This is a genomic window from Cupriavidus sp. H18C2, from assembly GCF_049393795.1.
GTDB classification, from domain to species: Bacteria; Pseudomonadota; Gammaproteobacteria; order Burkholderiales; family Burkholderiaceae; genus Cupriavidus; species Cupriavidus pauculus_C.
The window spans coordinates 1,814,424-1,827,432 of sequence record NZ_CP186011.1; the positions used below are offsets into that span (position 1 = coordinate 1,814,424).

The following is a 13,009-nucleotide window of genomic DNA, read 5'->3' on the forward strand; positions in this document are numbered from 1 at the left end:
ATATGTCAACCATGTGACCATAACGATACGATCGGCCGTTTGAAAGTCAACCGTTTGCGAATGAACGGAAAACGAACGCAAAACGACAGCCGGACACACGCACGTCATGTTGGCGGGGCCAATTGCGCGGCTTCTGCCCGCTTCGTCGGGGTATGGCGCCGATCCATGCCACAATGGCCGCTTGCCAACTACGCACACGGAGCTTTCGGGATGTATCGCGGGGAACGGTTCAATGGCTACAGCCACCTGGTGGGCGCGGTGTTGTCTGCGGCAGGGATGGCCGTACTGGTGACGACGTCGGCGCTTTACCACGACGTCTGGAAGGTGGTCAGCTCGGTGGTCTACGGCACCACGCTGGTCCTGCTCTACACGATTTCCACGGTCTATCACAGCGTGCGCGGGCCGGCCAAGGACGTGTTCCGGCGGCTCGACTACTGCGCGATCTACCTGCTGATCGCCGGCAGCTACACGCCGTTTGCGCTGGTCACGCTGCGCGGCCCGTGGGGCTGGACGCTCTTCGGCATCAACTGGGCGCTGGCCGCCATCGGCATCGTCCAGGAGCTATGGATCGGCCACCGCACCCGCGTGCTGTCGCTGTCGATCTACGTGATCATGGGCTGGCTGGTGCTGATCGCGTTCCAGCCGCTCACGGCGGTGCTGCCGCCGGCTGGCCTGTACTGGCTGGTGGCCGGCGGCGCTATCTACACCGCCGGCATCGGCTTCTTCCTGTTCGACGAGAAGGTGCGGCACTTCCACGGCATCTGGCACCTGTTCGTGCTGGCGGGCAGCTTCTGCCAGTTCATCAGCATCCTGTTCTACGTCAACTGAATGCGTCGCGGCCCGCCCTGGGCCGGGGCTACTCCGCGGCGCCGCCCGGCGCCGACACCATCTTGCGGCGGCGGGACTTCTCCAGCACCCCGCCGACCACCGGCCACACCAGGATCACCACGGCCAGCGCCATGATCGTGCCGACCAGGCCGTTCGACCAGAACACGTTCATCTCGCCCTGCGACATCAGCATGGTCTGCCGGAACGCGTCCTCGGCCCGGTCGCCCAGCACCAGCGCCAGCACCAGCGGCGCCAGCGGGTAGTCGAGCTTCTTGAGCACGTAGCCGATGACGCCGAAGATCAGCATCAGCCAGACGTCGAACATGGCGTTGTGCACCGTGAACGCGCCGATGGCGCAGACCACCAGGATCAGCGGCGCGATGATCGCGAACGGAATGCGCAGGATGGCGGCAAACAGCGGCACCGTGGACAGCACCACGATCAGCCCCGCCAGGTTGCCCAGGTACATGCTGGCGATCAGCCCCCAGACGAACGTCTTCTGCTCGGCAAACAGCAGCGGCCCCGGCTGCAGGCCCCAGATCATCAGCCCGCCCAGCAGCACCGCCGCCGTGGCCGACCCCGGGATGCCCAGCGCCAGCATCGGCAGCAGCGCGCTGGTGCCGGCCGCATGCGCGGCGCATTCCGGTGCGATCACGCCCTCGACATTGCCCTTGCCGAACGTGTCGCGCTTGCGCGAGAAGCGCTTGGCCACGCCGTAGCCCATGAACGACGCCGCCGTGGCGCCGCCCGGCGTCACGCCAAGCCAGCAGCCGATGACCGACGAGCGGATCAGCGTCATCCAGTAGCGCGGCAGTTCGGCCCACGTCCTGAGCACCACCTTGAGGTCGATGCTGGCCTTCTTGCCGCGGAACGCCACGCCCTCTTCCATCGTCATCAGGATCTCGCTGATGCCGAACAGGCCGATCACCACCACCAGGAAGTCAAAGCCGCGCAGCAGCTCGGTGGAGCCGAAGGTCATGCGCAGCGTGCCGGACACCGTGTCCATGCCCACCGCCGCCAGCGCAAAGCCGATGCACATCGCGATCACGATCTTGGCCTTGGCCTCCTTGCCCATGCCGATGAAGCTGCAGAACGTGAGGAAGTAGACCGCGAAGAATTCCGGCGGCCCGAACCGCAGCGCGAACTTTGCCACCATCGGCGCCAGGAACGTGATCAGCAGCACGCCGGCCAGCGCGCCCAGGAACGACCCCGTGAACGCCGACGTCAGCGCCCGGCCGGCCTCGCCCTGCTGGGCCATCGGGTAGCCGTCGAACGTCGTGGCCACCGACCACGCCTCTCCGGGGATGTTGAACAGGATCGACGTGATGGCCCCGCCGAACAGCGCGCCCCAGTAGATGCAAGACAGCATGATGATGGCCGACGTGGGCTCCATCGAGAACGTCAGCGGCAGCAGGATCGCCACGCCGTTGGGCCCGCCCAGCCCCGGCAGCACGCCCACCACGATACCGAGCAGGATGCCCACCAGCATCAGGCCGACGTTGTGCCACGACATGGCCACGGCAAAGCCGCCCATCAATGCATTGAGTTCTTCCATGCGCGTTCCCCTTCAGAAGCCGAAGGCCGCTTCGAGCGGGCCCTTGGGCAGCGGCACGCGGAACTGCATCTCGAAGATCCAGAACAGCGCCGCGTTGATGACCACGCCGGTCAGCACGGCACGCCACCACGCAAACTTGCCGATGGCCAGCATGAAGCCGGCGATGAAGATGGCCGATGCCACGTAGATGCCCAGGAACCCGATCAGCGCGACGTACACGGTCAGCGGCACCAGGATGACCGCCACCTGCCGCAACTGCGGCCACGTCACGAAGACGGCATCGTTCGGCGTGCGCAGCGCCGTCCACAGCACGGCCAAGCAGGCGATGAAGATCAGCGCGCCGATGCGCAGCGGAAAATAGCCGGCCTGCGGCCCGTCGGGCGCCCAGCCCGCGCCGATCCCGTAGTTGGTGACCATCACCACCACCGCGCCGGCCGCGATCAGCACCGCCATGGCGATCTCCGCCGCGCGCACCGATATCGCCGCCGGCGCGGCGTCCTCATGTGTTTCGTCGTGCATGGAATCCGTCTCCCCGCTCTTGTGTCAGGCCCCCCCCGCCCGCGCGGCGGGCCAGGGGGAGACCACCCTGCCCTACTTGGCCGCCACGAAGCCCGCTTCCTTGATGATGTCCTTGTGGCGCGTCTCGTCGGTCGTCAGGAACTCGGTCAGCTTCTGGCCCGTGACAAAGTCGTTCTTGAGCGCGTTCTTTTCCAGGTATTCCTTCCACTCGGGCGTGGCCACCACCTTCTGCATCAGGTCGACGTAGTACTTCTGCTGGTCCGGCTTGACGCCGCCGGGCAGCATGAACACGCGCAGCATCTGGTACTGCACGTCCAGCCCCTGCTCCTTGCAGGTGGGAATGTCGTGCCAGCTCTGCGTGCCGGTGATCTTCGAGGTGTACTGCATGCGGTCCGGCGCGAACACGCACAGCGCGCGGTGCTCGCCGGCGCGCCACTGGCCCACCGATTCGGACGGGTTGTTGACGTTGGAGTCGATGTGCTTGCCCGATAGCTGCGTGGCGGCCTCGCCGCCGCCCTTGTACGGGATGTAGATGAACCGCACGCCGGCCTTGCGCTCGGTCTGCGCGGTGATGATCTGGTCCTCGCGCTTGGAGCTGGTGCCGCCCATCTTGAACTTGCCCGGGCTCTTCTTGACCTCGGCCAGGTAGTCCGACGGCGTCTTGTACGGGTCCTGCGCGTTGGTCCAGAGCACGAACTCGTCCATGGCGACCATCGCCACCGGCGTCAGGTCGCGCCAGTTGAACGGCAACTGGCTGATCATCGGCACCGTGTAGAGCGCCGACGACGTGACCAGCAGCTTGTGCGCGTCGCCCTTCGACGCCTTGGTGTCCATCAGCCCTTCCGCGCCGCTGGCCCCCGCCTTGTTCACGACGATCATCGGCTGGTTCATCAGCTTGTGCTTGGCGATGATGCCCTGGATCGAGCGCGCCATCTGGTCCGACGCGCCGCCGGCACTGAACGGCACCACCACTTCCACGGGCTTGGTCGGCTCCCAGGCCAGGGCCGGGGTGGCCCAACCAGCGCCGAACAGCGAAGCACACGCGAGCGCGCGTGCGGCATAACGCAACGTCATGATCTGTCTCCTAGGGTAGCGGGGCGCCTCTGGCGGGCGGCCTCGGTTTGCGGTGATGACTGCGGGTGCTGCGGACTCCTGGAAAAACCGGATCGAGCCTGTGCCGATCCCTGCTGATCTGCGCCCCGCTCCCGTCCAGTTGTCCTGGGGAAGCGGGGCGCCTGTGTCATGCCATGGCCTGCTACGCCGCGCGCAGCGCCGGCTTCGACGCCGCCTCGCGCAGGCTGGCCATCGCGGCCAGCACGCCGCCGGTCTGGTGCGGCACGCCGGCCAGCGCCAGCCCCATCTCCACGCCGGCAAGCGTGCCCATCAGCGTCAGGTCGTTGAAATCGCCAAGGTGGCCGATGCGGAAGACCTTGCCGGACAGCTTGGACAGCCCCTGTCCCAGCGACATGTTGAAATGTTCGAGCGTCGCCTTGCGGAACGCGTCGGCGTTGTGGCCATCGGGCATGACTACGGCGGTCAGCGCCGGGCTGTACTCGGCCGGGTTCTGGCACAGGATCTCCAGCCCCCAGGCGGTCACGCAGGCGCGCGTGGCGGCCGCGTGGCGCTGGTGGCGCGCAAAGACGTTGGGCAGCCCTTCCTCGAACAGCATGTCGCACGCCTCGGACAGCCCGTAGAGCAGGTTCGTGGCCGGCGTGTACGGCCAGAAGCCGTTCTTGTTCGATTCCAGGATCTCGTCCCAGCCCCAGAACGCCTTGGGCAGCTTTGCGTGGGCAGACGCCGCCACGGCCTTCTGGCTGACCGCGTTGAACGAGATGCCCGGCGGCAGCATCAGCCCCTTCTGCGAGCCCGACACCGTCACGTCCACGCCCCACTCGTCATGCCGGTAGTCGACCGAACCGAGCGACGAGATGGTGTCGACCAGCAGCAGCGCCGGATGGCTGGCGCCGTCGATGGCGCGCCGCACGGCCACGATGTCGGACGTGACGCCGGTCGACGTCTCGTTGTGCACCACGCAGACCGCCTTGATCTCGTGGCCGCGGTCCTCGGCCAGCCGCGCGCCAATGGCGGCGGCATCCACGCCATGGCGCCAGTCGCCGACGATGAACTCGGGCTTCAGGCCCAGCTTGTCGGCCATCTTCTTCCAGAGTGAGGCGAAGTGGCCGGTCTCGTACATCAGCACCTTGTCGCCGGGCGACAGCGTGTTGACCAGCGCCGCCTCCCACGCGCCGGTGCCCGACGCCGGGTAGATCACCACCGGCTGCGTGGTCTGGAACACCTTGCGGATATCGGCCAGCACCTTCTTGCCCAGTTGCTGGAACTCGGGGCCGCGATGGTCGATGGTCGGGTAGTCCATCGCGCGCAGCACGCGGTCGGGCACGTTGGTGGGGCCCGGAATCTGCAGGAAGTGCCGGCCACTCGGATGGGAATTCAGTCGGATCATGTCGCCTCGCGTCCTTACGTTTGAATTTTGTATTCAAAAAACCGGGATGCACGACCGCGTCGGCATGCGGGATAATGTTGGCCGGCGCAAGCACCTGCCTCTCCGCTACAAACCCTTATAAATCAACGCATATAAGGAATACCTGCCGGTCGCCGCCGGGTGCCGGTAAGGGAAAACGCTACCGGAACCTGATTCGTGCTTGCCCCAGAGTAGGTTTTGAATACAATACTGTCAAGCCACACGATCCCTGATGAGCACAATTCCGACCCTCTCCGCGCCAGCCGTCGACCGCCAGATCCTGCATGTGGCGGTGGCCCAGCGCCTGCGCACGATGATCATGGAAGGCGATCTGGCGCCCGGCACCCGCCTGAACGAGCGCGTGCTGTGCGATCTGCTCCAGGTGTCGCGTACGCCGCTGCGCGAGGCGTTCAAGGTGCTGGCCGCTGACGGCCTGGTGACGCTGCTGCCCAACCGCGGCGCCGAGGTGGTGGTGCTGTCGAAGGAAACCATCGACCACCTGTTCGAGATGATGGGCGCGCTGGAGGCCATGTCCGGCGAACTGGCCTGCGAGCGCATCACCGAGGCCGAGCTCAACGAAATCCGCGCGCTGCACTTCGAGATGCTGGCCTGCCATGCGCGGCGCGACCTGCCCAACTACTACGCGCTGAACCGGCGCATCCACGACGCCATCAACGCCGCCGCTCGCAATCCGATCCTTGAGGAGACTTATCGCCGCATCAACCTGCGTATCCAGGCGCTGCGCTTCCGCTCGAACTTCGACCACGACAAATGGGACATGGCCGTGCGCGAGCACGGCGCCATGCTCGATGCCCTGGCCAGACGCGACGGCGCGGCGCTGCGAGACATCCTGCGCGCGCACCTGAAGCACAAGCACGACGCGCTGATCGCCGAACTAGAACGCGCCCAGGACGTCGCCGCCTGAGCCGCCGGCGCGCCGCACGGCGCGCATCGGGCACAGGTGGCGGGGTCCGGCAAGGCGCCCGCAACCCGGAGACATCCCCGCCCATGGCCTTGCCCGTCACTCCCACGCCGCCCGGCGTGCAGCCGCTGCGCTTCATGCCCGGCGCGGCTTCCGCCCCTGCCCTGCAATCGCCGCTGTACCGGCGCCTGGCCGCCGAACTGCGCGGCGACGTGCTGTTCGACACCGCCAGCCGCGGCCGCTATGCCACCGACGCGTCGATCTACCAGATCATGCCGCTGGGCGTGGTGGTGCCGCGCGACGAAGCCGACGCCAGGCTGGCGCTGGACATCGCCCGCGACCTCAAAGCGCCGCTGCTACCGCGCGGCGGCGGCACCAGCCAGTGCGGCCAGACCGTGGGCGAGGCGCTGGTCATCGACAACAGCAAGTACCTGAACCAGGTGGTCGATTTCGATCCCGTGGCGCGCACGGTGACCGTGCAGCCCGGCATCGTGCTGGATCACCTGAACGCCTGGCTCAAGCCGCACGGCCTGTGGTTTCCGGTGGACGTGTCCACGGCCGCGCAATGCACGATCGGCGGCATGACCGGCAACAACTCGTGCGGCTCGCGCTCCATCCAGTACGGCAACATGGTGCACAACGTGCTGGGGGTACAGGCCATCCTGGCCAATGGCGACGACGTGCGCTTCGACACGCAGTGGCCGGCGGACGACGCCCCGCACCGCGCCATCGCCGACGGCGTGCGCCGCATTGCCGCGCGCGAAGCCGATGCCATCGCGCAGATGTACCCCCGGGTGCTGCGCCGCGTGGGCGGCTACAACCTCGACATCTTCGCGCCGCGCAACGAGCGGCCCTACACGGCCGACGGCAGCGTCAACCTGGCGCACCTGCTGGTGGGCTCCGAAGGCACGCTGGCCTACTTCCGCCAGATCACGCTGCAGCTGGCGCCGCTGCCCACGCACAAGACGCTCGGCGTGGTCAACTTCCCCACCTTCTACCAGTCGATGGACCTGACGCGCCATATCGTCGCGCTCAAGCCGGCCGCCGTGGAGCTGGTGGACCGCACGATGATCGACCTGGCGCGCGGCAACCCCGCGTTCCGGCCCGTGATCGAGCGCGCGCTGATCGGCGAGCCCGAGGCCATCCTGCTGGTCGAGTTCGCCGGCGAGGACCGCGACGCCACGCTGCGCGGCCTGCGCCAGCTGGTGGAGCTGATGGCCGACCTGGGCCTGCCCGGATCGGTGGTCGAGATGCCCGACGCCGGCCCGCAGAAGGCGCTGTGGGAAGTCCGCAAGGCCGGGCTGAACATCATGATGAGCATGAAGGGCGATGGCAAGCCGGTGTCGTTCATCGAGGACTGCGCGGTGCCGCTGGAACACCTGGCCGAGTACACGTCGCGCCTGACCGAGGTCTTCCACAAGCACGGCACGCGCGGCACCTGGTACGCCCACGCCAGCGTGGGCACGCTGCACGTGCGGCCGATCCTGGACATGCGCCGCGACGGCGCGGCCAAGATGCGCGCCATCGCCGAGGAAGCCGCCGCGATGGTGCGCGAGTACAAGGGCGCCTACTCGGGCGAGCACGGCGACGGCCTGTGCCGCGGCGAATGGGTGGCCTGGCAGTTCGGGCCGTCGCTGGCGCGCGCGTTCGAAGAGGTCAAGGCGCTGTTCGATCCGGACAATCGCTGCAACCCGGGCAAGATCGTGCGCACGGCGAAGATGGACGACACCGCGCTGTTCCGCTTTCCGCCCGGCTACACCGTCACGCCGCTGACGCCGGCGCTGGACTGGTCGGCCTGGAACGTCACGCGAGACCCCGTCACCGAGGCCGAGAGCGCGCCGGGCACGGGCCTGGACCCCGCGCGCGGCCTGGCCGCCGCCGTGGAGATGTGCAACAACAACGGCCACTGCCGCAAGTTCGACGCTGGCACGATGTGCCCCAGCTACCGCGTCACGCGCGACGAGCAGCACCTGACGCGCGGCCGCGCCAACACGCTGCGGCTGGCGCTGTCCGGCCAGCTTGGCCCCGACGGGCTGCTCGACCCGGCCGTCAAGGAGACGATGGACCTGTGCGTGTCGTGCAAGGGCTGCAAGCGCGACTGCCCGACCGGCATCGACATGGCCAAGATGAAGATCGAGGTGCGCGCCGCCAACGCCCGCGCCGGCCGCCTGCGCGCGCGCGACCGCCTGGTGGCCTTCCTGCCCCGCTACGCCGGCATCGCCAGCAAGCTGCCCTGGCTGTTCAACCTGCGCGACCGCGTGCCGGGGCTGCCGCAGCTTGGCGAGCGGCTGCTGGGCCTGTCCGCGCGGCGCTCGCTGCCGCGCTGGCAGCCGGCCTTCGTGCGCGACGACTATGTCGCCCAGCCCACGGCGGACAAGGAAGTGCTGCTGTTCGTCGATACCTTCAACAACCACATGGAGCCCGAAAACGCCCGCGCGGCGCAGCGCGTGCTGCAGGCGGCCGGCTACACCGTCCACCTGTCCGGCGTGCCCGGCGAGCGCCCGCTCTGCTGCGGCCGCACGTTCCTGGCCGCCGGGCTGGTCGACGAGGCCCGCGCGGAGGCCCGGCGCGCGCTCGACGCGCTGCTGCCGTACGTCGAACGGGGCGTGGCGGTGGTGGGGCTGGAGCCGTCGTGCCTGCTGTCGATGCGCGACGAATTCCTGCAGTACGGCTACGGCGACGCCGCGCGACGGCTGGCCGACCACGCGTTCCTGTTCGAGGAATTCCTGGTCCGCGAGCACGCCGCCGGCCGCTTTGCCCCGGCGCTGAAGCCAGTCGGCCACGCCCAGGCGCTGCTGCACGGCCACTGCCACCAGAAGGCATTCGACGCGGTACGGCCGGTGGAACAGGTGCTGGGCTGGATTCCCGGGCTGAAGACGTCGCTGATCGAATCGTCATGCTGCGGCATGGCCGGCAGCTTCGGCTACGAGGCCGAGCACCACGCGGTCTCGATGAAGATGGGCGAGCTGTCGCTGCTGCCCGCCGTACGCAAGGCCGACGCCGACACGCTGGTCGTCGCCGACGGCACCAGCTGCCGCCACCAGATCCACGACGGCACCGGCCGCCAGGCCATCCACGTAGCCCGGGTGCTGGAGATGGCGTTGTAGGTCTGATTTGGTTTGGTTTGGTTTGTTTTTGCTCCCCTCTCCCACACCGTGGGAGAGGGGTTGGGGGAGAGGGCCGGCGCCTGAAATCGCGACCTGTCGTCGCCCACTACGTGCCTTGCTCCCCTCTCCCACACCGTGGGAGAGGGGTTGGGGGAGAGGGCGACGAGGTTCTGCTTGCCGACCGTCGCAATTTGCACCACTGGCCCTCTCCCCCGCCCCTCTCCCGCAAGCGGGAGAGGGGAGCACACCCCCCCTACTGCGGCACCAGTTCCACCCGTTCCCTGCTTTCCTTTTCCACCGCCTTGCGCGTGTAGACCAGCGGGAAATACTCGCCCTTGGCCCACAGCGGCGCCAGGTCGCGGTAGTGGGGGCTGGCCGGGTTGCCCGACTGTCCCGGCGTGTTGACCGCGCGCGAGGCGTCCCAGTTGCCGACGTCGAGCACCATGCGGAACGACGCGCCGGCGGTCAACTGGAAGTCGCTGTTGCGGTAGCTCGTGTTCATCGGCGTGAACGACGACCCGCCGATCGGGCCCGCGTTGACGTCGAACTGCTGGCGCTGCGTGGCGTCGAGGATCGGGTCCAGCGGGTGGTTGAACACGGCCGTGTGCAGCTTGCCCCATTGCCACGCCTTCGGGTCGGTGCCGAGCTTTTTCTCGACTTCGACCATGGCCGACTTCAGCGTGCCGAACAGGATGTCGTTGCGCTTGTCCATCGCCATCCACGTGTCGGGACGCTCCAGCACCGCGATCACGCGGCTGGCGTCGCCGGCGCCGACCAGGCGCGACGCGTCCGCCGGCAGCGCGGCCCGCACCACGGCCGGGCGCAGGTACTTACTGAACCAGACCTCGAACAGCGCGGCCGGCGCGCTGGTGGCGCGGGCGTTGCCGTCCCAGTTGCGCAGCAGGTCCAGCCCGCGCTGCACCTGCGGGTCGCTGCTGTTCAGCGGCTTGACCAGCGCCACCACGCGCTGCGCGGGCAGCGACACGGTGTCGTTCTGCCACGCCATCGAATCCTCCAGCGAACTGCGCGGATTCGCCGCCACCAGCGCCTTGAGCCGGCGTGCGCGCGAGCTGTCGCTCCATTCGTACCCCACGCCGATCTTCGCGGCCGGATGCTCGGGCGGGATGTTGTTCTCGTTGGCCGTCACGACGAAGCCCGGCGCCGGGTTGAACGCCCACGGCAGCTCGTCCATGTTGCGATACCCGGCCCACTCGTAGCGGCCATCGCCGGGCACCGGCATCAGGCCGTCCCAGTTCGGGCGGTTCACGGTCAGGCCGCCCGGAATCCAGCCGATGTTGCCGGTGCGGTCCGCGTACACCTGGTTCTCGCCGGGCGCGCCCCAGCGGTTCATCGCCGCGCGGAACTGGTCCCAGTTCTGGGCGCGCATGTAGTCCATCGACCCGAAGTACGGCGCCATGCCGTAGTCCAGCCACGCGGCGCGCAGCGCGTAGGCGCGGCCGGCCTTGGTGTCGGCGTACAGCACCGGCCCGTGCCGCGTGTAGTCGATCGTCACCTTGCGGGGCGTGGGCTCGCCGCGCACGGCGATCTGCTCGGTGACCGTTTCCATCGGCTCCCAGCGGCCCTTGTAGCGATATTCGTGTGGCTGCGCGGGATTGGTCTCGTAGACGTAGAGGTCTTCCTGGTCCATGTAGAACCGGGTCAGGCCGAACGCGATGGTGCCGTTGTGGCCGATCGAGATGCCGGGCAGGAACGGCTCGCCCGCGCCGATCACCGACAGCCCCGGCGCGTTCAGGTGGCTGATGTAGCGCAGGCTCGGCGCGCCATGCGCGCGGTGCGGATCATTGGCCAGGATCGGCCGGCCCGTGGTGGTGCGGCTGCCGGCGATGACCCAGTTGTTCGAGCCCAGGCTGCGGCCCGTGTCGCTGTTGGCGTCCACCGTTGCGTAGAGCTGGTCCACCGGCAGGCTGGCGGCCTTGGCGGCGCCCTGCCACCAGTCCTTCGGAAAGCGCGGCGGCGCCGTGGCCAGGTCGTACGCCTTGCGCAGTTCGGCGCCGGGCAGCCCGCACGGGTCCAGCCCGTCCGGCAGCCTGGGCTCCACCGGCGGATCGAGTTCGCGGCGCACCCAGTCGGCGCGTACCGCGTTCGGCCTGGCGTGGCAGAACACCTGCGCGCGGTCAATCTCGCCGGTGAAGTTCAGCGTCAGGCCGTGGTGGCGAATGCGCACCACGTCCTCGGCGCGCCAGCGCGACGGCTTGTAGTTGAGGATCTTGAACTCGGGCGGCAGCAGTTCCGGGCGGGCCTCCACCTGCGCCACGTAGGCGTTCACGCCGGCCACGAATGCCTCGGCCACGCGCTTGGCATCGGACCCGTAGGCCAGCCATTCGCGGTACATGTCGCCGCGGAACAGCACCGCGCGCGCCATGCGGTCGCCGTCGACGTAGGCCGGGCCGAAGTCCCTGGCCATCTCGCCCAGCCCGCGCTTGCGCCACAGGTCGATCTGCCAGAGCCGGTCGCGCGCGGCCATGAAGCCCTGCACGTAGAACGCGTCGTAAAGCGTATTGGCGTAGATGTGCGGCACGCCCCAGCGGTCCACCAGCACCGTGGCCGGTTTTTCCAGGCCCGGCACGGCGAACTTGTCGGGGCCGGCGGCTCCGGCGGGCAGGCTGGCGGCGGCCAGCCAGGCGGCGACGGCAACAGCGCCGCGCCATGGACGGATCAGACGGGACATCGCGACTCCTCGGCGGAAACTGCTGCGAGGATAGCGGAATGTGACGGCCACGGCGATCATGCGCCGCCGCAACCCCGCCGCATCGTCCATGCGGTGCGGCGGCCACGTCCGGCGCCGCAAGCCGAGGCTGATAATGATTCTCATCTGGTGCGGCAACCAATCCCGGCGCGGATGGCCGGGCGTTTTGATTACGTTGATGACGCCTGGGCTGCAAATCTTGCGACGCTGCCCGTCGAAGCTGCAATCGGCGCCGCCGCGACCCGCCGCGCGCGCACTCCGGCGGGCGTGGCGTGGTGTTTGCAAGCCTCTCTCTCCACGGGCCTGATTTGCAGGCCCCAATCGGAGACTTCCCATGAAAACAGTCTGGATACTGGTGGCGGACGAAGGTGTCGCCCGCGTGCTGGCACCGCAGGGCGACAACGCCCGCCTGGAAGAAGTCGAGAAGGTCACGGACGCCGGCGCCCATGCCGACAATGCCGACCTGCGCCGCGACGCCTACGGCCGCCGTGGGCAGGCCCCGGTGCAGGGCGATGCCGGCCACCCCGGCGCGCACGCGGGCCGCACGGCCACGGTGGTGTCGTCGGCCGGCGAGGACGCCCTGCATCAGGAGGCGCAGCTTTTCTCGCGCCGCGTGGCGAAGCTGCTGGAGGACGCGCGCAACCGGCAACGGTTCGACGAGCTGGTCGTGATCGCGCCGCCGCGCTTTCTGGGGCTGCTGCGGCAGGCGCTGCCGGCGTCGGTCAGCGACGCCATCACGCGCGAGATCGGCAAGGACTACTGCCAGCTCGACAACCGCACCCTGCAGCAGCGGCTGGCCGACGATGGCATCGTGCCGGCCCGCCGCGACGCGCGCGTGCCCACCGGCCAGGGCGGCGGCAACGCCATCGACAGCCTGCCGATGCGCTAAGCC

Annotated in this window: 9 protein-coding genes; 4 read left to right on the top strand and 5 right to left on the bottom strand. The window is 68.6% G+C overall.

Annotated features, from left to right (window positions below; translation table 11 throughout):
- The first annotated feature begins 210 nt into the window (after positions 1–210).
- Positions 211–828 (top strand): PAQR family membrane homeostasis protein TrhA, encoded by a 618-nt coding sequence (trhA, locus tag EPAKOI_RS24705; RefSeq protein WP_313839777.1) that lies wholly within the window; start codon positions 211–213, stop codon positions 826–828.
- Between the two features lie 28 nt (positions 829–856).
- Here the strand turns inward: trhA and EPAKOI_RS24710 are convergent, their stop codons facing one another.
- From EPAKOI_RS24710 to EPAKOI_RS24725, 4 genes are all read right to left on the bottom strand, one after another.
- On the bottom strand, positions 857–2,383 hold the full coding sequence (locus EPAKOI_RS24710) for a tripartite tricarboxylate transporter permease (protein WP_124685672.1): 1,527 nt from the start codon (positions 2,381–2,383) through the stop codon (positions 857–859).
- A 12-nt stretch (positions 2,384–2,395) separates the two neighbouring features.
- Entirely contained in the window at positions 2,396–2,902 is a 507-nt protein-coding gene (locus EPAKOI_RS24715; protein WP_124685673.1) for a tripartite tricarboxylate transporter TctB family protein, read from the bottom strand.
- Positions 2,903–2,974: 72 nt separating this feature from the next.
- On the bottom strand, positions 2,975–3,976 hold the full coding sequence (locus tag EPAKOI_RS24720) for a Bug family tripartite tricarboxylate transporter substrate binding protein (RefSeq protein WP_124685674.1): 1,002 nt from the start codon (positions 3,974–3,976) through the stop codon (positions 2,975–2,977).
- 181 nt (positions 3,977–4,157) lie between these two features.
- Positions 4,158–5,363, bottom strand: a complete 1,206-nt coding sequence (locus EPAKOI_RS24725) for a pyridoxal-phosphate-dependent aminotransferase family protein (RefSeq protein ID WP_423193983.1) — start codon at positions 5,361–5,363, stop codon at positions 4,158–4,160.
- A 250-nt stretch (positions 5,364–5,613) separates the two neighbouring features.
- On the opposite strand from EPAKOI_RS24725, the gene EPAKOI_RS24730 reads away from it, so the two are divergent.
- Positions 5,614–6,306: a GntR family transcriptional regulator gene (locus tag EPAKOI_RS24730; protein ID WP_124685676.1), complete on the top strand. Its 693-nt coding sequence runs from the start codon at positions 5,614–5,616 to the stop codon at positions 6,304–6,306.
- Positions 6,307–6,389: 83 nt separating this feature from the next.
- Positions 6,390–9,410 (top strand): FAD-binding and (Fe-S)-binding domain-containing protein, encoded by a 3,021-nt coding sequence (locus EPAKOI_RS24735; RefSeq protein ID WP_423193984.1) that lies wholly within the window; start codon positions 6,390–6,392, stop codon positions 9,408–9,410.
- Positions 9,411–9,663: 253 nt separating this feature from the next.
- Here EPAKOI_RS24735 and EPAKOI_RS24740 read toward each other — a convergent pair whose 3' ends face one another.
- Complete coding sequence (locus tag EPAKOI_RS24740) at positions 9,664–12,099, bottom strand: penicillin acylase family protein (RefSeq protein ID WP_423193985.1); 2,436 nt, start codon at positions 12,097–12,099, stop codon at positions 9,664–9,666.
- 352 nt (positions 12,100–12,451) lie between these two features.
- On the opposite strand from EPAKOI_RS24740, the gene EPAKOI_RS24745 reads away from it, so the two are divergent.
- Positions 12,452–13,006, top strand: coding sequence for a host attachment protein (locus EPAKOI_RS24745; RefSeq protein WP_124685679.1), 555 nt, complete (start codon positions 12,452–12,454; stop codon positions 13,004–13,006).
- Positions 13,007–13,009 lie beyond the last annotated feature (3 nt).